Below are 21,671 nucleotides of genomic sequence, written 5' to 3' on the forward strand. Positions count from 1 at the left end.
CATTATATGAACAAAACTTGAATGGAGGTATTAGTGTGATTGATTTTGAAAAAAGTAAAGATTACCTGATATGTGTTGATAGTGATGGAAGTGTATTTGATACACAAGAAGAGAAACATAGGAATTGCTTTGCACCAAGATGGATAGAAGTTTTTGATCTTAATGAGCATTATCAGGAAGCAATGATGATATGGTTAAAGACTAATCTATATTCAAAAGCAAGAGGAATTAACAGATTCATAGCACTTGAAAAATGCCTTAAACAGATTGAAGAGATAGGTGTGGAAGTAAAAGGACTTATGGGCTATGAGAATTGGATACTTTTATCTAATGAGTTATCAGATAAAGCACTTATGGAACAGATACGAAAAGTAGAAAATGAGTGTCTTGAAAAAGCACTTATATGGAGTCTTAGAGCAAATAGAAGTTTCAATATGCTTGTAGATGAAGTTAAGATATTTGACAATGTGAAAAAAGCATTACGTTTTGCAGATAAAATAGCAGATGTTGTATGTGTATCAGAAGCAAATATGGATACATTAGAGAAAGAATGGGGAGATAATGATATACGAAAGTATGTAAAAGCAATATATGGTCAGGAGGCAGGAATACCTGATAATACAATAGAGAAACTTATCGCAAAAGGATATGACAAAGATAAAGTAATAATGATAGGTGATTCGCCAAATGATCTTGAAGCAGCAAAAGCAAATGGAATAAGTTTCTTCCCTATTGTTGTAGGTCAGGAGGCTGAAAGCTGGGCACAATATATATATGAGGCATCAACAAAATTCCTTGAAGGTGAATATAAAGGAGAATATGAAAACAACCTTATTGATATATTTGAAAAAGTACTTGAATAAGAATACGAGAAATTGATATAATAAAAATATGGGGATACTTTTTATAGAGGCGAAAATATATAAACGGGAATGGAGATACGAGAGATGGAAACTGAATACATAGAAGTAAGAAAAAAACAATGGAACAATTGGTTGGCTAATTCACCAATCCAGATAACAGAATGGAGACTTATGGCAGGAACAACTTCTGCAGATTATTATATCCAGTTTATACTTAGGAATACAGGTAATGATGATATAACTAATATAAAGCTCGCAATAGCATTGTGTGATGAAAATGGTGAAAAGTTCAAGTTAGTTCCATTTGAATACAAGAAGATAAAGATGGTAAAGAGAAGGGATTTTGGCGAAGAATATTATATTAATGTTGGAGAAAGAATTCCTGAGAAGATAAAACTTTCGATAAATGAAGTCAGATATGAAAATGGAAGAGTATGGAGTAATTATAAGAGTGTAAGGAGAGAGATTCTTCCAAAACAAACGGAGATAGAATCGCTGTCAGAGATACAAAAAAATATGATAAAAAGATCTTTTAAAGTAGAACATATAATGTATATACCAGAGAGAGTGATGTATATACCGGTTGCAGAACATAATTTTTGGATGTGTTCATGTGGACAGCCTAATGAAGCAACCGAAGAGACATGTATAAGATGTTCATTAGATAAACAGTGGTTATTCAAAAATGTAAAAGCATGATAAGATAAAATACCGATTCTAAAGATATCAGATAAAAATGATGAAGAAGAATCGGTATTTTTTTACGAATTTTTAGGCAAAACTACACAAACAATCTTTTGTATGGTAATATAGAATTAATAGTAATCTGGTATTTACAATTAGGAGATAAAGAATATATATGAATATGATTATGTAAATATTGTATGAATACAAATGGATAATTAAAATGATGGGGGATATGAGATGGAAAGATATCTGAGTATAATTAATAGTATTACAGATGAGGTAAAAAAAGTAGTAGTAGGTAAAGATGATATAGTAGATAAAGTAATGATGGCAATATTAGCAGGAGGGCATATACTTATTGATGATATACCGGGAGTAGGTAAGACTACACTTGCAATCGCATTCTCTAAGGCAATGAGTCTTAAACAGAATAGAATTCAGTTTACACCAGATGTTATGCCGGCTGATATTACAGGATTCTCAATGTATAATAGTAAGACTGGCGAATTTGAATACAAACCGGGGGCTGTAATGTGTAATCTTTTTCTCGCAGATGAGATAAATAGAACATCTTCAAAGACACAATCAGCACTTCTTGAAGTAATGGAAGAAAGACATGTATCAGTTGATGGACAGGCATATAGTGTTCCGAATCCTTTTATAGTAATGGCAACACAGAATCCTGTAGGCTCAATAGGAACACAGATGCTTCCAGAATCACAGCTTGACAGATTTGCAATATGTATAAGCATGGGATATCCTGACATTAAGAATGAAGTACTTCTTATGAAAAACAGGCAGAATAAAGCACCATTAAACAGTGTAAAAGCTATTATAAGAAGTGAAGATCTTAGAACACTTCAGAATATAACAGAGCAGATATATATAGACGATGCAGTACTCACATATATAGCAACAATCGCAGACAGAACAAGGAAACATCCATTTGTAGAACTTGGTATAAGTCCAAGAGGAAGTCTTATGGTAGCGAAGATGGCTAAAGCTAGTGCATTTATGAATGGAAGAAACTATGTTATTCCAAAAGATGTTCAAAGAGTATTCGCTGATGTGTCAGGACATAGAATGATACTTAATTCAAAAGCAAAACTTAATGATGCGACAATGGAAACTGTGATTGCATATATATTACAGTCTGTTGCTGTGCCAAAAATAGCATAGGTGGTGACAGGATGATTATCGCAAGACTTATATATATATTGTGTTGTATAGAGATTATATGGATTAATATTGTATATACAGATTATATACCTATATTATTAATACCAATTATGCTTGGCGTTCCTGTAATATCATTTTTTATAATGTTTGTTGCAAGAGAGAATTGTGATATAGAATTTAAGAGCAATACAGAGAGTATTGTTGTCGGAGAAAAAGCAGTATTTGGAATAAGAGTGCATAATTCATCTATATTTCCGGTACTTAATTCAAAGTATAGATTAATAATAACCAATGAACTTACCGGTATGACAGAAGTCAAATATGTGAGAATACCAATAGGAGCAAGAAAAAGTGAAGTAATATATTTTGATATTACAGGAAAACATTGTGGTAATATGGCTGTTGAATTAGAATGGGTAAAATTATATGATTATATTAATATTTTTACATCAAAAATAAAAATTGATTCGAAGATTATTCTTAGTGTATTTCCGGAAACTTTACAGACAGAAGTAAGTGTAACAGATACTAATGAAGAAATATATGAAAGTGAGATATTCTCAAAAGTAAGACCGGGCGATGATGCATCAGAGATATTTGATATAAGAGAATTAAAACCCGGAGATAAGATACAGAGAATTCATTGGAAACTGAGCATGAAATATGAGAAGATGTTAGTAAAAGAATATTCTCTTCCAATAGCTGATAATAATACAATACTCTTTGAAGTAGATAGAGAATATAAAGATAATGAAGAACATTTAGATGTGATGATAACTGCATTTATCTCATTGTGTCTTGGTATGTTAAATTGTACAGAACAGATATCATATAAAATTGCATATATTGACAAATATACAGATATTCTTAATGTTATACGAATTGATAGTGAAGAAGAACTTTACAATACAGTAAAGACACTATTCTCATTTGCAAAGATAAATGATAATAAAGAACTTCTGCATACATATTGTGACAATACAAAAAATGTAGTTTCTGAAAAAATCTATTATTTTACAAATAAAAATAATGAGAATGTTACAAAAATTGCAAAAATATATGGAATAGCAAATACTATGAAAATATTTGAATATACAGAATCAGGAAAAATATTGCCGGAAGAGATGTATATATAAGGGGATAGACAGGATGAGATTAGCAGGAAAGATAATAAAAAATGACAAAAGAAATATAGCAGACCAAAATGTGAAAAGTAATTTTACAATAATGCATCAGGATAGTGCAAAAAGTGGAATGTTTTTACTTATATTGACTGTAATATGGGGGATGCTCTCATCTGTTATGTGTTTTGTGACATCATTCGAACTTGAAACAGAACCATATAAGATAGGTATTACAATTATTGTGACTGCATTGGTATCGTGGATATGTGCTTCACTAAAGAAGATAGGTAATATAGTAACTACAATACTGTTTATGTGTTACATTATGTTATTCGTATTCCTTGTTGTAACCGAAAAAGAGCAGTTTATGGTACTTAACAATGATGTGATGGGGACAATTAATAAAGTATATTTTACATCTTTTTTTGAGTTTGACATAAGTAAGAGCGTAATACAGAATACAGATTATACGATAGCAGTTATGTATATAGCATCATTACTTACATTTCTGCTCAATATATTTGTGAGTATAAAATATAATATAATTATGTGTCTCATAATAACATTTGTGCCGGCATTTTTTGGCTTTACATTTACACTTATGCCTAATGTTGTATGGTTTATTGCATATATAGGTTTCCTTATAGGACTATTCTTAAAGAATAATATGAGTACAGACTTTTCCGGAAATATAAATGGTAATTTTCAAAAACGAGGTAAAGAATATGTACTTAAGGATGATATAGGTTATGGTAAAGATGTATTTATTGCAACAGTATGTATAGGAATATCAGTTGCAATTATAAGTTTTACAACAATGATATTTATACCATTAGACAGTTATGAACGTCCGGGAATACTTGAAGATGTCAGACAGTCATTTGAAAAAGGAATAGTATTTATACAGAATAATATGTGGGGAAGTCGTAATGCAACAGGTGGCATTAGTGGAGGAAAGCTTGGAGATGTCTCAAATATAATATTTAGTGAGAATACAGAACTTGAATGTGAGCTGCCATATACAGGACAAAATATATATCTTAGAACATATATCGGAAGTGAATATACAGGAAGATCTTTCGAACCATTATCGGATGAAGTATATATGGAATATGCAGATGAATTTGAGCATTTAAAAAATGATAAATTCAATTCGTTAACAATGACTTGTGACATACTAAAAAAGCTAGAAGGTCAGAATGTATTTTATACTGACAATGGTGATGCCATACACTCATATGTCGGTGATATAAAGATTAAAAATGCATCTAAAAGACATAGTTACATTCCTTATTATACGAATGTTATATCTGATGATAATGTGAATGTTGAAGATGGTTTTATGAAGAAGATATCATCTAAATATACAATTCCTATATATTGGATTGAGAATGATGCAAAGTATGATGTGATATCAGAATATGGTTCATATAAGAGATATACAGATGATTATGAATTCTTTGGCGATGAAAGCATGAGAAGTGTAACAAGTGAGGGACTTGAGAGATATTTTGATGATGAAAAGATATATCGAGATATTGTTAATGATGTATATACAAGGCTTCCTGATAATATAAGCAGTGATATTGTAGACAATATGGGACAGTATGATATATTAACTAATGACGATATATTATCATTAATTGGTAACCTGCAAGATTATTATAACAAAAATTTCACATATACGCTATCACCTGGAGTAGTTCCTAAAGATGAAGATGTAGTAGAATATTTTTTATACAAGACTAAAAAAGGATACTGCACATATTTTGCAGCATCTTCTGTTATATTATTAAGAGCAGCAGGAATTCCGGCAAGATATGTAGAAGGATATGTAGTTAAGCGGAAGGATTATACTGACAAGACTAAGATAGAAGATGGGAATATCCAGATAGGAAAAGTTAATATAAAAGATTCCGCAGCACATGCGTGGACAGAAGTATATATTAATGGTTATGGCTGGCTGCCGGTTGATTTTACACCAGGATATCAGGAAGAATTCAGGGCATCAGGTGTAGTTCATACAGAAGAAGAGACCGAGAATATGACAACAGAAGAAGAAACAGAGACATTAGAAGAACAGACAAAGCAACAAAATGAGACAGAGCAAGATAATACGCATGAAGCTATCACTGAGGAAGAGACAAAAGCAGATACACAGAACGTGGCTGTTGGTAGTGATAAAAAAGAGTATTTTATAGTAGCTGCAATTAGGAAACTTGGAATCATAATATTGTATATTATAGCAGTAATGGCTGTTGTATGGATATATCATGCTATAGTAATATCTGTGATAAAGCTAAGGCTTAATAGAGCAGACAGAGATAGAAAAATTAAGATAATCTATAGACGTATGGAGAAACTGCTTGAGTTAGTGGATATTAAAAAAGAAAAATCGGAATCATATCCGGACTTTGCTAAAAGGACAGAAGAGTCAGTCAAGGTATTTGATCAAGGTGTATTTATAAAATGTGTTCAGATAATTGAGAGCATAGAATATGGCAATCATAAAGTGACAGAAAGTGAATGTATATATTTTGAAAATGCCTTAAAGACAGCACAAAAGAGAGTTACATCTTATATGGGAATAATGAGAAGAATTATATACAGATATTTTATAAACCGTCTTGGAATATAAAATGATACATGTAGATTCTTGACATAATGCATTATGTGCTTATAAAATATGATCTGAACAGGTAATTGTTAAAAAGAGAATAGCTTGTAGATTCATGTAGATATAAGCACTATAATTACATATATGATGTGGAAAAGAGAAAGGAGTACTGCGATAAGCAGCAGTAAGTACAATATGTCAGAGAAAAATATTAGTTTTGAAGCAATAAAATCATATAAAAAAGAGTTTGAATATTCATATACACTTGGAGCATTTCCAACTGTTGAACTCATAAAAAATAAGCCTGAGAAGATTCGTAATATATATCTTCACTCACATTATAAAGGCGATTGCGACATCGAAAAACTCTGCAACGAGAGACATATACCGGTTGTACATGATGATAAAGTATTTAACAGAATCAGCCAAAAAGAAAACTGCTTTGTAGCCGGTGTAGTTAAAAAGTATAGTTGTGAGCTTATGGGAGATAAGAATCATGTAGTATTAGTCAATCCGAGTGATATGGGTAATATGGGAACAATAATAAGAACTATGGTAGGATTTGGAATATATGATCTTGCTATCATTGCTCCATGTGCAGATATATTTAACCCAAAGACACTAAGAGCTTCAATGGGAGCAGCATTCAGGATAAGATTCAGAGTGTTTAATTCATTTGAAGAATATGATAAAGAATATGGTAACCATGATTATTTTCCATTTATGTTAGATGCAGACAGATCACTTACAATAGAGAGTTGTCCTCATTCAGAACTGTTCTCGCTTATATTTGGCAATGAAGCATCAGGACTTCCGGATTCATTCAAAAATGTTGGTCAAAGTATATTTATCCCGCAGTCACCTGATGTTGATTCGCTTAACCTTACAATAGCAGCAGGTATAGGAATATATACATTTACAAGATGTATGAAGTAACTTATACATATAAAATAATCTGAAAACAGGGTGAAGATATGAATACAGAATTGCTGGCACAATTAAAAAAAGTCACTGAAGAAGAATTGGCAATTCTTAATGGAAGCGACAAAATAGAAAAACAGATATATTCGAATACTAAAGATTTTACAATAAGAAGTAATAAAATGCTTGAAAAAGGAAAGTTTATAGATGTCAGGACACATACAAGATTTGTAGCATTTCCAAAGCATAGGCATGATTATGTAGAGATGATATATATGTGTAATGGAAGTACGACACATATAATCAATTCGCAGGAAAAAATAGTACTTAAAAAAGGAGAATTGCTAATTCTTAATCAATATGTATATCATGAGATTGAAGCCGCAGGAAGTGATGATATAGCAGTTAATTTTATTATATTGCCACAATTTCTTGATGTTGCACTTGAGATGCTTGGGGGAGAGAATATAATAAGCAGATTTATAATAAATTCATTAAGAGAAAAGAATGATGAATTTGGATATATGTATTTTCAAGTAGCAGATGTACTTCCAGTACAAAATCTCCTAGAGAATATGGTATGGTCACTTGTTAATAAGAAGAATTACAGAAATATAATTAATCAGACAGCAATAGGGCTTCTGTTTATGTATCTTGCTGATTGTATAGACATGATAAGTGTTAATGATAATATATCAGGCAAAGACAGGCAGACTGTAATGCGTGTTATGGCATATATAGACGAGAATTATAAGACAGCATCGCTTAATGAGATGGCATTTAATGAGAATATGTCGATATCAACACTTAGCAGGCTGATTAAGGAGTATACAGGAAAGAATTTCTCACAGCTTTTGCTTGAAAAACGTTTTGCAAAGGCAGCAAAGCTATTAAAAGATACAACACTTGCAATATCGGACATTGTTACAGCAGTTGGATATGATAATAATAGCTATTTTTACAGAGTTTTTAAAGAAATGTATAATGTAAGCCCTAAAGAATACCGAAGACTAGGGAAAACGGACACAGGTAATGAACTATAACTGATAACAAGTGATTGTAAAGATGTAGTGTTTGAACCAGCTATATTACCATACAATTGTAGATACAAGGACAGAAAAGCAGATTCAGAATGCTATGTATAGTCTTATGCAATGGCGAACATGTATTAGGCAGTTTGTGTGAAAATATGAGTTTGGTAATAAAAATATAAAAGCTAAAGAGATAAAAGATAAAGAGATGAGGAGATGTATGGTATATGAGATTAATGATAGCATCAGATATTCATGGTTCTAAATATTATTGTGAGAAGATGTTGCAGGCATTTGACAGAGAAGGAGCTGAAAAACTTCTTCTGCTTGGTGATATTCTATATCATGGACCACGTAATGATCTTCCAAGAGAATATGCACCAAAAGAAGTAATAAAGATGTTAAATGACAGAAAAGATATAATCATGTGTGTGAGGGGAAATTGTGAAGCAGAAGTAGATCAGATGGTTCTCAAATTCCCGGTAATGGCTGAATATATTGCTCTATTCATAGATGGACATACAATCTATGCAACACATGGACATAAGATTAATGCAGATAATCCACTTCCTTTTACAAAAGGTGATATTCTTGTGCATGGGCATACTCATGTACAGGCTATTGAAGAATATGATAACTTTACATATATTAATCCAGGCTCAGTATCAATACCAAAAAATGGTAATGAAAACAGTTATATGATATATGAAGATGAGACATTTAAGATTAAGAATATGGAAGGCAATGTTATACATGAGTATAAGATCAATACAGAGAGATAAAAATATAAAAACAATAATAAAAGCTATAAAAAGTATTGACACATATGCAAATGTATGATAGAATACAATAGTTGTGAAAAGAAAAGAAAGAAGAGTATCCACTCTCACCTTAGCACATATTAAGTGACTCGGGTTAATATTTGGAAAATGATTTAATTGTTTTTTATGAGTGGATAGTCTGACTATCCACTTTTTTAATATATTATGGAGGTGCACGATTATTAGCGATTTAATGATTAACGAACAGATCAGGGATAAAGAAATCCGTGTTATTAGTGAAGATGGTGAGCAGCTAGGCGTTATGTCAGCGAAAGAAGCAATGAAGTTAGCAAAAGAAGCAGGTCTTGATTTAGTGAAGATTGCACCAGCAGCTAAACCACCTGTATGTAAGATTATCGATTTTGGTAAATACAGATATGAATTAGCCAGAAAAGAAAAAGAAGCAAAAAAGAAGCAGAAAGTAATTGACGTAAAAGAGGTTCGTTTATCTCCAAATATTGAAGCTAATGACCTTAACACTAAGGTTAATGCGGCAAGAAAGTTCATCCAGAAGGGTGATAAAGTAAAAGTTACTTTGCGCTTTAGAGGTAGAGAGATGGCACACATGGCAAGCAGCAAGAAGATACTTGATGATTTTGCTGAGATGCTTACAGATGTTGCAGTAGTTGAAAAGCCACCAAAACTTGAAGGCAGAAGTATAATGATGTTTTTAACAGAAAAACGTTAAAATAAAATTTTTAGTATTTAAGGAGGATATATCATGCCAAAAATTAAAACAAGCAGAGCCGCTGCAAAGCGTTTCAAAAAAACAGGTTCAGGACAGTTAAAGAGAATGAAAGCTTACAAGAGCCATATCTTAACAAAGAAATCAGCTAAGAGAAAGAGAAATCTTAGAAAAGCAACTATTACAGATGCTACAAATGTAAAGAATATGAAGAAAATTTTACCTTATTTATAGGATTTATATAGAAAGAAGGAGGAATACTTAACATGGCAAGAGTAAAAGGCGGTTTAAACCACAAAAAAAGAGCAAATAGAACACTTAAGCTAGCTAAAGGTTACAGAGGCGCTAGATCAAAACAGTATAGAGTAGCTAAACAGTCAGTAATGAGAGCTTTAACAAGTTCTTATGCTGGTAGAAAAGAAAGAAAGAGACAGTTCAGACAGTTATGGATTGCAAGAATCAATGCAGCTGCAAGAATGAACGGTTTATCATACAGCAAATTCATGTATGGATTAAAAGCTTCAGGCATCGAATTAAACAGAAAAGTACTTGCTGATATGGCAGTTAACGATGCAGAAGGATTTGCAAAATTAGCAGAAGTTGCTAAAACAAAAATTGCTTAATTAATATTAAGTAGATATTTAGGCTGCCCGGATGGGCAGCTTTTTTATAGCTAGAGCTTAAAAACTACTACCTTTAGGTGGTAGTTTTAAGTGACAAAAGCATAAATGCCAAAAATAAAAAACCTATAAAAAAATTATGAAAAAGTATTGACTTTTGAAAAAAAGAGTATATAATAATAATTGTTCTTCCTCGATAGCTCAATGGTAGAGCGCACGGCTGTTAACCGTGATGTTGTAGGTTCGAGCCCTACTCGGGGAGTTCTTTTTATGTAATAATACAAGTTAACATAATATTAACGGGGTGTGGCTCAGCTTGGCTAGAGCGCTTGATTTGGGATCAAGAGGTCGCAGGTTCGAATCCTGTCACCCCGATTCCTAATATATTTCTTAATAAAAATCTCCTCTGAGGATAATTTCAGAGGAGATTTTTTGGTTTCATAATATAAGTTATAAGCAGATGACATTTCAAAAGATATTCGACAACTGCTACAAGACGATAACAAACCACAAGATATTCGACAACTGCTACAAGACTATAACAAAACATATAGATAAATACAAAATATGAGATATCAGCATATATGACAGTATAACCACAAGAGGGTTGTCGAGTAGTTTTGGATAAATTACATACCTTAATATCTACATATCATAGAATTCAAGATTAGTCTGGAGTGGAGGTGTTATTATACCACCATTTTTACTAACCTTAAGGTTGACACCTTCAGCACGTTTTTTCTTGTTAGCAGTCTGAACTGCATACCTTTCTAGTAACTCTTTGAACATAGGACTTTGTGAAAGTGTTGTACGGTATTCTTTAGAAAATGGACAATATGTGAAGATAATTCGCCTTGCAACTTTATTAAGTCTTGATGCTCCTTTAGATTCATATATAATCCATTGCTCGTAATCCTTGGCAAAAAGCTCTCTTGTACTATTTCTTGCTTTTTGAAGAGAAGATTTGAGCTTCTCTTTTGCCTGATCTGATAAATCTCTATTTTTCTTATAAAACTGTACATAATCACAATATTCAGCAGTAAGAGATTTCTCAGACAGATCATTCCATCTTGCACCTTGTATACGACGACATATCTCCCAACGATATCTTCCAACAAGTCCGACAAGAGTCTCTAGAAGTTCTTCTTGAAGAATAACAGGCATTGCGAACCTTGCAGGAGTATTTCGCTTAGAATTACCAAGTTCCTGCCACATATGTCCCTTTGTTCCTGAATTAGGAAACAATATAATATCGGGAAGAACTTCCTGTTGAACAAACTCTTTGTCAAGTCCATGTTTTATATCAGAATACATAACTTCTCTATAGAAAGCTGAGAAATCTATAGATCTTATCTTGTTAAGAGTATCGTCAACCTTAGATGCATTAAGACATGAAACTGCAAGTGGTTTTATAATAACATCATCTGACAGGAGTGGACAGAATGTTGAGATACGACCACAAGTTACTCGGTTAGCAGAGATGAAGAAGTTACGCATCTCAAAATTAAGTCTCATATCCATATTATTCATATATTCATTAAGTTGAGCAGCTGTTATTCTTCCTGATTTTTTCTCATCTCTAAGATAAGCAGGATAATCAAGGTCAAAATCATTCTTGGAAGGATCACGTCTACCGGTATAGATAGCTTTGAACCATTCGAATATTGTAAATATATGTTCACTGTTAAGTTCATGGATGTTCTCTGCATAACCATATATCTGAATAGCATTATCTATGCCAACAAGCTGTTCATCGATATATCCAAAGTTAAGAAACATAGATATAATGGTTGGAACATTAGAATCATGAATGGCTTTAACGAGTATTGATTCATATATATCATAATATAGCTTGGTGATTTCTTTTCGTGTCTTCATTGCATTATCACCAGTATCACTGCGATCTTTGAAATTCTTAAAAGTATGCACAAGCGATTTGAATCTTGTTGCAGTATCTTCATCAGTTTCTGAGTATTTAAGTATTGTATTTATAGAATCCTTGATGATGAGTTTGATCTTCTCAGGATCAGTATCAACATGAGTTTTATTGGCATTGTCATCAGTAGGAATAATCTCACCTACAGGAATCTCAGTAAGTTCAGTTTTAAATCTCTTTACACGTTCGGATGTCTTGTTAGCATCATACAGTTTAGATGATATTATAAAATCTGAGAGTTCGTTAACCATTGCAATAACACTTTTGACATCCTTGCCTGAGCGTGTAAGATCAAAAGCAAGCTCACATAGACATTTAAAAAAATCTTCATGTCTGTCATTGATGAGATTGTTCCTTAGATCGAATACATAATCCTTGATAGACTGAACATCATTAACAAGTGATACAACGAAGTTACTGGCTTCTGATATAATATATGCCGCAGTTCCGGGACTGCATTTGTAATAAGCATCAGAGATATTCTTAGGCATATGGCTGACACCATGATAATAAGATATAGTCAGCGGATCAACTGATGATATGTCAGGATCGTTATTAAGTATACTGATGTCGGTATATGGCAGTGGAGCAATCTTGTTATCTGCACAAAGTGTCTGATATTTTCCATAATTGTTTGTAATATAATTCTTTAATTCTACTGAATGATTGATAAAAATACGCAGATAATTGAGGTATTCATTAATATATCCGGTAATTTGTTTTACAAAAAAAGTTGCATAATTGTTATATGAACGCATTATTATCTCAATATCTTCGATGCCGGAATATGGAAACAATATTACTGTACTATCTTCCACAGCAACATAAGAAAAATTGTATATATCGAAAGAAGCGTCTAATATTCCGGCTATCTGACCGGATTCAATAGTGAATCCGATACGATTATCACTGGCTTTGATGCGACCGCTTTTAACAAAAGCCATCTGTTTAACGGGAGAACCCTTATGATAAAGAGTCTGCCCTTTTTTTACTTCAAATGTTTCACTCGCTGAATTCATACATACCCACCTTTTCTAAAATTAAATATAAAAAGTAAAAGTTGACACTAAATTACAAAAAAATCATTTTGGTTAGCTAATAACTAATTCGTATTTCGACCTGTTTTGGGTATAAATGTAGAGTAAAAGGTGTTTGATTGTAATAGTCAGTATATTGCGTAAAATGCTGAATAATACTAAATATAGTAAGACTTTTAAAAAAAACACTATATTTAGTGGACTTAAAGAGTGAGCGGTGCTATAATCAGTAGGAGAGAGTTTTGGTCTCGAATATATTTTAACAAATAAATAACGCAAAGAAGCGTTATATGGGAAAGGGAGAAGGTCACGTGAAAGTCATAAAAAGAGATGGACGCGAAGTTACATTTGACAGAAGTAAAATAGTAACCGCTATCCAAAAAGCCAATAGTGAAGTAGAACCTGAAGAAAGAGTAGATGAAGATACAATAGAGAAGATAGTATCATTTGTTGAATCTAAGAACAAGAAAAGAATGCTTGTTGAAGACATTCAGGACATTATTGAGCTTAAACTCATGGAACAGAACAAATTTGTTTTGGCTAAGACTTACATCATTTACCGTTACAAGCGAGAACTTGTCAGAAAAGCAAATACAACAGATGAATCTATATTAAGTCTTATAAGAAGTACTAATAAAGATGTTATGGAAGAGAATTCCAATAAGAATGCTGTTGTTGCATCAACACAGAGAGATTTAATTGCTGGTGAAGTATCTAAGGATCTTACAAAGAGAATACTTTTACCAGAGAAGATATCAAAAGCACATGAAGAAGGCGTATTACATTTTCATGATGCTGATTACTTTTTACAGTCAATTTTTAACTGTTGTCTTATCAATATTGGGGATATGCTTGATAATGGTACAGTTATGAATGGCAAATTAATTGAAAGTCCAAAGAGTTTTCAGGTTGCATGTACAGTAGTTACACAGATAATAGCTGCAGTTGCAAGCAGTCAGTATGGTGGACAGTCAGTCAATGTTAGTCATCTTGGCAAATATTTAAGAAGAAGTCGTGATAAATTCAGAAGACTTTTAAGAGAAAAACTTGGTGATGAATTAAGTGAAGAGATGATGGAGAAGATTGTTGAAGTAAGACTTAGAGATGAACTTAAGTCTGGCGTTCAGACAATTCAATATCAGATTAATACACTTATGACAACTAATGGTCAGTCTCCATTTGTTACATTATTCTTATATCTTGATGATAATGATGAGTATATAGACGAGAATGCTATGATTATAGAAGAGATATTAAAACAGAGATATGAAGGAATTAAGAATGAAAAAGGTGTATATGTAACACCTGCTTTTCCAAAACTTATCTATGTACTTGATGAGAATAACTGCTTAAATGGTGGTAAATATGATTATATAACAAGACTTGCTGTAAAATGTTCATCTAAGAGATTATATCCTGATTATATATCAGCTAAGAAGATGCGTGAACATTATGAAGGCAATGTATTCAGTCCGATGGGATGTAGAAGCTTCCTCTCACCTTGGAAAGATGAGAATGGCAATTATAAGTTTGAAGGAAGATTTAACCAGGGTGTTGTATCAATCAACCTTCCTCAGATAGGTATTATAGCAAAAGGTGATGAAGACAAGTTCTTCAAACTTCTTGATGAAAGACTTGAATTATGTTATGAGGCACTTATGTGCAGACATAGAGCACTTGAAGGAACATTGTCAGATGTCAGTCCAATTCATTGGCAGTATGGCGCTATTGCAAGACTTAAAAAAGGTGAGAAGATTGATAAATTATTACATGGTGGTTATTCAACAATTTCACTTGGATATATAGGTCTGTATGAAGTTACAAAACTTATGAAAGGTGTTAGCCATACAGATGAAGCTGGTAAAGAATTTGCATTAAAAGTAATGAATAAGTTAAGAGAAGCATGTGATAAATGGAAAGAAAAGACAGGACTTGGATTTGGTCTTTATGGAACTCCGGCAGAATCATTATGTTATAGATTTGCAAGAATAGATAAAGAGAGATTTGGAACAATCAAAGACGTAACAGACAAAGGATATTATACTAATTCATATCATGTAGATGTAAGAGAGAAGATAGATGCGTTCTCTAAATTCGATTTTGAAAGTCAGTTCCAGGTAATCTCATCAGGTGGTGCGATATCTTATATTGAAGTACCTAATATGAGTAAGAATCTTGAAGCTATGGAGACTGTTGTAAAATATATATATGATAATATTCAGTATGCAGAGTTTAATACAAAGTCAGATTATTGTCATGTATGTGGTTTTGATGGTGAGATTAAGATTAATGACAATCTTGAATGGGAATGTCCAAATTGTGGTAACAAAGACAGAAATAAGATGAATGTTACCAGAAGAACATGTGGATACCTTGGTGAGAACTTCTGGAATGTTGGTAAGACAAAAGAGATAAAATCAAGAGTATTACATTTATAATTATTTAACCAGAGAATACACAGAAGAGAAAACTTCTGTGTATTTTTTAATAATTATGTTGACTAACTGATTTTTCAGAATTATTATAGAAATACATTGCAACAGGAGGAAAATTGTTATGAATTATGCAGATATAAAACAATTTGATATAGCGAATGGTCCGGGAGTGAGAGTGTCACTATTTGTAAGTGGCTGTTATCATCACTGTAAGAACTGTTTTAATGAAGAAACATGGGATTTTAATTATGGAAGTCCATATACTAAAGAGACAGAAGATAGAATTATTGAATATATGAAACCGGATTATGTAGAAGGGATAACATTATTAGGTGGAGATCCTTTTGCACTTCCTAATCAAAAACCTCTTGTAGAATTGCTAAAGAGAATAAGAGAGATATATCCTTGTAAGACTATATGGTGTTTTACAGGATATCTGTATGACAAAGAGATACTTGAAGATATGGCAATAGACCATGAAGAGACGATGGAATTGCTTAATCTTATAGATGTACTTGTTGATGGAAGATTTGTAGAGAGTCTTAAGAATGCCAAATTAAGATTTAAAGGCTCATCTAATCAGAGAACAATTCTTGTAAAAGAATCACTTGAAAAAGGTGAGATTGTTCTATGGGATCCTAATACAAGATAGTTATGTGGAGGCTTATAATGAATAAAGTAAATGTAAAATTTAAGAAACTAAAAGAAAATGCAATTGTTCCAACATACGGAAGTGAATATGCAGCAGGAGCAGATCTATATGCATGTATGGATGATGGAATTAATGAGATTAGCATTAATCCGGGCGAGACTGTGCTTATCCATACAGGAATAGCTATGGAGTTACCAGTAGGCTATGCAGGACTTATATATGCAAGAAGTGGTCTTGCTAGTAAGAGAGGACTTGCACCTGCTAATAAAGTAGGTGTTGTTGATAGTGACTATCGCGGGGAATTTATGGTAGCACTTCATAATCATTCAGATAAAATTGCAACAGTTGAGAATGGTGAGAGAATAGCACAGCTTGTTATTACACCATATCTTACAGCGATCTTTGAAGAAGTAGATGAACTTAGTGATACAGTTCGTGGCGAAGGTGGATTTGGTTCAACAGGAACAAAATAAAGAGTAAGAGGATGACGGTGCAATGGACAAAGTGGAATTAGGAAAGAGAATAAGAGAAGCAAGGCTTTTTAGAAAGATGACTCAAAGTGAGTTGGCAGGTGATGCAATTACCCGTAATATGTTAAGCCTTATTGAAAGTGGAACAGCATCACCATCAGTTAAGACATTACAATATCTTGCTGAGAGACTTGGAGTGCCATACGAGCATCTATTAGCTCCAAAAGAAGAGAAAGAAGAGATTGCTGATACTGTTGAAGAAGCAGCACCTAAGTGGGCAACACCTGTTGAAGTGCAATATAATGAACTTCTTACTGGCAAGGAATTATATAGAACCAAGCATTATGAAGAAGCTATAGAGCATCTTAAGAAGTATACAGATAAGCAAAGCAAGATATATGATGAAGCATGTGCAATAGTAGCAAAGAGCTATTATGAACTTGCAAAACCAAAAGTAAGAACAGAAAAAGCAGCTAATGTTGAATATGCGAAGAGTGCAGCTGATTATGCAACAAAGGGAATATATGCGAATAAGAATCTAAGAGCAGAAGCACTTTTTATAATTCAGGATTATATCTGATAAAATCTTTAATTGTTAAAAACTAATCTAAAAATGAAAATAGATATTGAAATTATGAACAAAAGGTGTTAATATCTAATGGTGACGTTAAGCAGCAGTGGCGAAATTGGCACACGCGTATGATTCAGGTTCATATGATAGCAATATCATGAGGGTTCAAGTCCCTTCTGCTGCATACATTTTTACAACCCTAGTAATTACTGGGGTTATTTTTTTGCCATAAAGTAGGAACAGATATGATTATATTTAGAAAAAAGGCTATGTCATATAATGTGAATTCTGGTATATCGATATAATAAAATCATCTAATAAGTTGTGAATGGAGAGGAAAATATGCAATATTTGCGAATGAATGAACGGTATCATATGACACTCAAACTCGCTAAAATACTGCATTTGTTAATATCGGCAAAAAAAGTTGAAAAAAATATTAAAAAAAATTAAAAAAGGTGTTGACATAATTAGACAGATAGTGTATTATACTAACTGTTGAGGCAATCACTTAGAAGTCACAACAAAGACAACAACTTAATATAAGACTTGCGGGAATGCTGGAATTGGCAGACAGGCTAGACTAAGGATCTAGTGTTGGCAACGACGTGAGGGTTCAAGTCCCTTTTCCCGCACTTAGCTTTGCATGATATGCAAAGCTTTTTTTATATCTAAAAATGATATAATATGATTCAAGGGTCAAAAGGTATCATCGATGCATGCTTGCATGCAATTCGGTGTATGCCTTATTGACTCACACTACACCGAGAAAGTAGCAATTTACTGCGTGGAGGCAGTAAATTAGCGAATTTCGAGGTGTGGTCAGATTACAGGAATGCGTAGCATGTAGTAATCTGATGAATCATAAATGACGGGCAAAATACCTTTTGACCGTCATATCATAATATAAGAAGGTTATAAATATATGGCGCCCTGCCAGGTTTTCTTGTGGGAGCAGTCAGAATAAAATATATAGATGGGAGCAAAAGAATATGGAGAAGTATGTACTCGCAATAGATCAGGGAACAACAAGCAGCAGAGCAATTATATTTGACAAGCAGACGAACATAGTCGCATGTTCGCAAAAAGAATTCAGGCAGATATTTAAACAGCCTGGATGGGTTGAACATGATGCTAATGAGATATGGCTTAGTGTATTGTATGTAATGACAGATGTGCTTAATAGCAACAATATATCAGCAGAACAGATAGATTCAATCGGAATAACCAATCAGAGAGAGACAATAGTAGCATGGGATAAAAATACTGGAATTCCTATATATAATGCAGTTGTATGGCAATCAAGGCAGACTGATTATATATGCGATGAATTAAAAGAAGCAGGATATGCAGATATGATTCATCAAAAGACCGGACTTAGAATAGATCCTTATTTTTCAGGAACAAAAGTAAAGTGGATTCTTGATAATGTAAAAGGAGCAAGAGAAAAAGCAGATAAGGGTGAATTAATATTCGGAACAATTGATACATGGCTTATATGGAAGATGACAGGTGGCAAATCATTTGTCACAGATTATACTAACGCATCAAGAACACTTATGTTTAATATACATACACTTAAGTGGGATGAAGAACTTATGGATATATTCGGTGTTAATGAGAGTATGCTTCCAAGGGTACTTAATTCATCAGGTGATTTTGGCATGACAGTTCCTGGACTGTTTCAGAATTATTCAATCCGTATTGGTGGTGTTGCAGGTGATCAGCAAGCTGCATTATTTGGACAAAATTGTTTTGAAAAAGGAATGGCAAAATGTACATATGGAACAGGCTGTTTTCTATTAATGAATACAGGAGAAGAACCGGTAGAGTCTAAGAATGGTCTGTTAACGACAATAGCATGTGCAGCAGATGGAAGTGTTAATTATGCATTAGAGGGCAGTATATTTGTAGCAGGAAGTGCTATATCATGGTTAAGAGATGGAATGGAGATGATTCATAAGGCATCTGAATGTGAAGATGTTGCAAAAGAAGTACCTGACAGTGATGGCGTATATGTTGTTCCGGCATTTGTAGGACTTGGTGCACCATATTGGGATGATAAGGCAAGAGCATCTATATTTGGAATGACGAGAGGAACTACAAGAGCACATTTTGTAAGAGCAACGCTTGAGTCAATAGCATATCAGGTCAAAGATCTTATAATAGCAATGAATAAAGACAGTGGTAATAAACTTATAAGACTTAGAGTAGATGGTGGCGTTGTTAAGAATAATCTTCTTATGCAATTTCAAAGTGATATTCTTAATGAAATTGTGGAGAGACCTTTGATTAATGAGACTACAGCACTTGGTGCTGCATGTCTGTCTGGAATGGCAACCGGATTCTATAAAGATATGAGAGAGATAAGCGAGAATAGAAAAACAGATAGAATGTTTATTCCATCAATGGAAAAGGAGAAAAGAGAAAAACTGTATAGAGGATGGCTTAATGCAGTTGGGGCAACAAGAGTATTTAAAGGAAACTGATTGTTGCAGAAAAAGTGCCATATAGTACTTTTGACACATTGACACATTATAAAAAATAGTACTATACTGTACCTAGCTCATTGATATGAGCAGAGGGACTTGTTTAGAGACTTACTTAGCTACTAGTATACAGACATCGTGTGGACATCGTATCGACATCATGTAGACTTGTAGATAATTTACTTAATTAAAAAAGGGACGCATTAATAGCGCCCCTTATTTTATATAAAAAAAGTGAGTGGAGGATAAAAAGGATGACATTATTAGAAGAACTTAAGAGGGTTGAGAAGAAGAAGTTTAGGACATCGGTAATTATACTTGTTATTCTTGCAGTAGTGCTGTCGGGAGTGGTAACTTACTGTGGAATGTTCAAATTACTAAAACCTAACGACTTCTGGAAGTATTCAGAGCGACTTATGGATGGCGATGATAGCATGAAGGGTGAATTTGCCAAGCTTAAAGTTGACTATCTGATGGATTATTATATTCAGGAGTATACATATAAGGAGAATCAGTCATATAATAAGAAAGTGACAACACAGTATTATTTATTTCCTGTAGATGATCAATTATCATATTATGTGACGATTATTGCACCGAAGATGTACTTTGATGATTTTGATAAGATATCAGAAGAGACTTGGGATTATATTATCAATGGAACACAGCCTGAGACAACAGTTGAAGTACAAGGTGTATTCACAGAACTGACAGATGAAGATCTTGGATATGCTGCCGATTATTTTGAAGAAGCACTAGGGGCGCAATATTCAACAGAAGAGATAAAAAATATTGTATCACCAATGGCTATCAAAGTTGATTATACAACAGATAATGTTGCAGCAAGTGCTAAATATCTATTTATGGTTTTATATGCAGCTATATTGATAATGTTAATACATCAGATTATAAGATACTTAACACATGCATATTCAAAACCTATTATTAAGGCAGCTGGCGGTAGTGAACAGGTTCTTGCAGAGATGAATTCTGATTATATGAATGCGAATGAACTTGCAGGTTCAGTAAGAGTCGGAAGAAAGTATATATTCGGACCAAAAGGAAGAAACTACGGAGTTATTGAATTAGCAGATGTTATATGGACTTATTCGTATATATATAATAATAGAGGTGTTAAGTACTATTACGTACATATCTATAATAAAGCTAATAAGAAGGTGGCATTCGGACCACTAAGAGGAGTTCGTTCAACAGATCATATTATTGAAGCGATATATAAAGCAAAGCCTTACATATATGTTGGAGCTTCAAAAGAGAATAAGCAACTTCACAAACATGATTTTGCTCAGATGGTTAATAATGTAAAAGCCGGTGAACAGCAGTATGCAGCTAATATTGCATATGGTATGGATTATACTTCAGGTTATGCACAGCCTGATATGCAGGATGATTATGCACAGTATAATAATCAATCAGAAGGTAATATTAACCAGGAACATTTTGGTGATAATTAAAGTTAATATATTAAAAAATAAAAGGATAGTCATACACAGACTGTCCTTTTTGTGATAG

18 protein-coding genes, 4 tRNA genes and 1 other annotated feature are annotated in these 21,671 nt (G+C 33.0%); of the genes, 21 read left to right on the top strand and 1 reads right to left on the bottom strand.

Going from position 1 to position 21,671, the window contains the following annotated elements; genetic code table 11:
* Positions 1 to 35: 35 nt before the first annotated feature.
* From KQI85_RS16965 to KQI85_RS09790, 13 genes are all read left to right on the top strand, one after another.
* Positions 36 to 863 carry an HAD family hydrolase gene (locus KQI85_RS16965; RefSeq protein ID WP_216575898.1) on the top strand — a complete coding sequence of 276 codons (828 nt, stop codon included), beginning with the start codon at positions 36 to 38 and terminating at the stop codon, positions 861 to 863.
* 84 nt (positions 864 to 947) lie between these two features.
* Positions 948 to 1,562 carry a hypothetical protein gene (locus KQI85_RS09735; protein WP_216575899.1) on the top strand — a complete coding sequence of 205 codons (615 nt, stop codon included), beginning with the start codon at positions 948 to 950 and terminating at the stop codon, positions 1,560 to 1,562.
* A 225-nt stretch (positions 1,563 to 1,787) separates the two neighbouring features.
* Entirely contained in the window at positions 1,788 to 2,729 is a 942-nt protein-coding gene (locus KQI85_RS09740) for a MoxR family ATPase (protein ID WP_216575900.1), read from the top strand.
* Positions 2,730 to 2,740: 11 nt separating this feature from the next.
* Complete coding sequence (locus KQI85_RS09745) at positions 2,741 to 3,865, top strand: DUF58 domain-containing protein (protein ID WP_216575901.1); 1,125 nt, start codon at positions 2,741 to 2,743, stop codon at positions 3,863 to 3,865.
* Positions 3,866 to 3,878: 13 nt separating this feature from the next.
* The gene (locus KQI85_RS09750) at positions 3,879 to 6,491 is read left to right on the top strand and encodes a transglutaminase-like domain-containing protein (RefSeq protein ID WP_216575902.1); all 2,613 of its coding nucleotides are present in this window, start codon (positions 3,879 to 3,881) and stop codon (positions 6,489 to 6,491) included.
* Between the two features lie 174 nt (positions 6,492 to 6,665).
* The gene (locus KQI85_RS09755) at positions 6,666 to 7,406 is read left to right on the top strand and encodes a TrmH family RNA methyltransferase (protein WP_216575903.1); all 741 of its coding nucleotides are present in this window, start codon (positions 6,666 to 6,668) and stop codon (positions 7,404 to 7,406) included.
* A gap of 38 nt (positions 7,407 to 7,444) precedes the next feature.
* Positions 7,445 to 8,434, top strand: a complete 990-nt coding sequence (locus tag KQI85_RS09760; protein WP_216575904.1) for an AraC family transcriptional regulator — start codon at positions 7,445 to 7,447, stop codon at positions 8,432 to 8,434.
* A gap of 215 nt (positions 8,435 to 8,649) precedes the next feature.
* Entirely contained in the window at positions 8,650 to 9,204 is a 555-nt protein-coding gene (gene yfcE, locus KQI85_RS09765; RefSeq protein ID WP_216575905.1) for a phosphodiesterase, read from the top strand.
* An 81-nt stretch (positions 9,205 to 9,285) separates the two neighbouring features.
* Positions 9,286 to 9,408 (top strand) — a sequence feature (ribosomal protein L20 leader region).
* A 28-nt stretch (positions 9,409 to 9,436) separates the two neighbouring features.
* Positions 9,437 to 9,931 carry a translation initiation factor IF-3 gene (gene infC, locus KQI85_RS09770; protein WP_216575906.1) on the top strand — a complete coding sequence of 165 codons (495 nt, stop codon included), beginning with the start codon at positions 9,437 to 9,439 and terminating at the stop codon, positions 9,929 to 9,931.
* Between the two features lie 33 nt (positions 9,932 to 9,964).
* Positions 9,965 to 10,162 (top strand): 50S ribosomal protein L35, encoded by a 198-nt coding sequence (gene rpmI / locus KQI85_RS09775; RefSeq protein ID WP_216575907.1) that lies wholly within the window; start codon positions 9,965 to 9,967, stop codon positions 10,160 to 10,162.
* A 32-nt stretch (positions 10,163 to 10,194) separates the two neighbouring features.
* Positions 10,195 to 10,551 carry a 50S ribosomal protein L20 gene (rplT, locus tag KQI85_RS09780; protein WP_216575908.1) on the top strand — a complete coding sequence of 119 codons (357 nt, stop codon included), beginning with the start codon at positions 10,195 to 10,197 and terminating at the stop codon, positions 10,549 to 10,551.
* Positions 10,552 to 10,738: 187 nt separating this feature from the next.
* A tRNA-Asn gene (locus KQI85_RS09785) sits at positions 10,739 to 10,810 on the top strand.
* A gap of 38 nt (positions 10,811 to 10,848) precedes the next feature.
* Positions 10,849 to 10,923, top strand: a tRNA-Pro gene (locus KQI85_RS09790).
* Between the two features lie 270 nt (positions 10,924 to 11,193).
* On the opposite strand, the gene KQI85_RS09795 is transcribed toward KQI85_RS09790, so the two are convergent.
* On the bottom strand, positions 11,194 to 13,503 hold the full coding sequence (locus KQI85_RS09795; RefSeq protein ID WP_216575909.1) for a Crp/Fnr family transcriptional regulator: 2,310 nt from the start codon (positions 13,501 to 13,503) through the stop codon (positions 11,194 to 11,196).
* 329 nt (positions 13,504 to 13,832) lie between these two features.
* On the opposite strand from KQI85_RS09795, the gene nrdD reads away from it, so the two are divergent.
* The 8 genes from nrdD to KQI85_RS09835 all read left to right on the top strand — a co-directional run bounded on the left by nrdD (position 13,833) and on the right by KQI85_RS09835 (position 21,613).
* Complete coding sequence (nrdD, locus tag KQI85_RS09800; RefSeq protein ID WP_216575910.1) at positions 13,833 to 15,959, top strand: anaerobic ribonucleoside-triphosphate reductase; 2,127 nt, start codon at positions 13,833 to 13,835, stop codon at positions 15,957 to 15,959.
* Positions 15,960 to 16,077: 118 nt separating this feature from the next.
* Positions 16,078 to 16,608 (top strand): anaerobic ribonucleoside-triphosphate reductase activating protein, encoded by a 531-nt coding sequence (gene nrdG / locus KQI85_RS09805; RefSeq protein ID WP_216575911.1) that lies wholly within the window; start codon positions 16,078 to 16,080, stop codon positions 16,606 to 16,608.
* Between the two features lie 17 nt (positions 16,609 to 16,625).
* Positions 16,626 to 17,081, top strand: coding sequence for a dUTP diphosphatase (gene dut, locus KQI85_RS09810; protein ID WP_216575912.1), 456 nt, complete (start codon positions 16,626 to 16,628; stop codon positions 17,079 to 17,081).
* A gap of 22 nt (positions 17,082 to 17,103) precedes the next feature.
* A complete protein-coding gene (locus KQI85_RS09815) occupies positions 17,104 to 17,658 on the top strand; it encodes a helix-turn-helix domain-containing protein (RefSeq protein ID WP_216575913.1) in 555 nt (184 codons plus the stop codon).
* Between the two features lie 91 nt (positions 17,659 to 17,749).
* Positions 17,750 to 17,833: transfer RNA gene (locus tag KQI85_RS09820), tRNA-Leu, on the top strand.
* Between the two features lie 367 nt (positions 17,834 to 18,200).
* Positions 18,201 to 18,284 (top strand) — tRNA-Leu (locus KQI85_RS09825).
* A 357-nt stretch (positions 18,285 to 18,641) separates the two neighbouring features.
* The gene (gene glpK / locus KQI85_RS09830) at positions 18,642 to 20,138 is read left to right on the top strand and encodes a glycerol kinase GlpK (protein WP_216575914.1); all 1,497 of its coding nucleotides are present in this window, start codon (positions 18,642 to 18,644) and stop codon (positions 20,136 to 20,138) included.
* Positions 20,139 to 20,392: 254 nt separating this feature from the next.
* Positions 20,393 to 21,613 (top strand): DUF6709 family protein, encoded by a 1,221-nt coding sequence (locus tag KQI85_RS09835; RefSeq protein WP_216575915.1) that lies wholly within the window; start codon positions 20,393 to 20,395, stop codon positions 21,611 to 21,613.
* Positions 21,614 to 21,671: the final 58 nt, after the last annotated feature.

The organism is Falcatimonas sp. MSJ-15, assembly GCF_018918265.1.
Taxonomy (GTDB): Bacteria; Bacillota; Clostridia; order Lachnospirales; family Lachnospiraceae; genus Falcatimonas.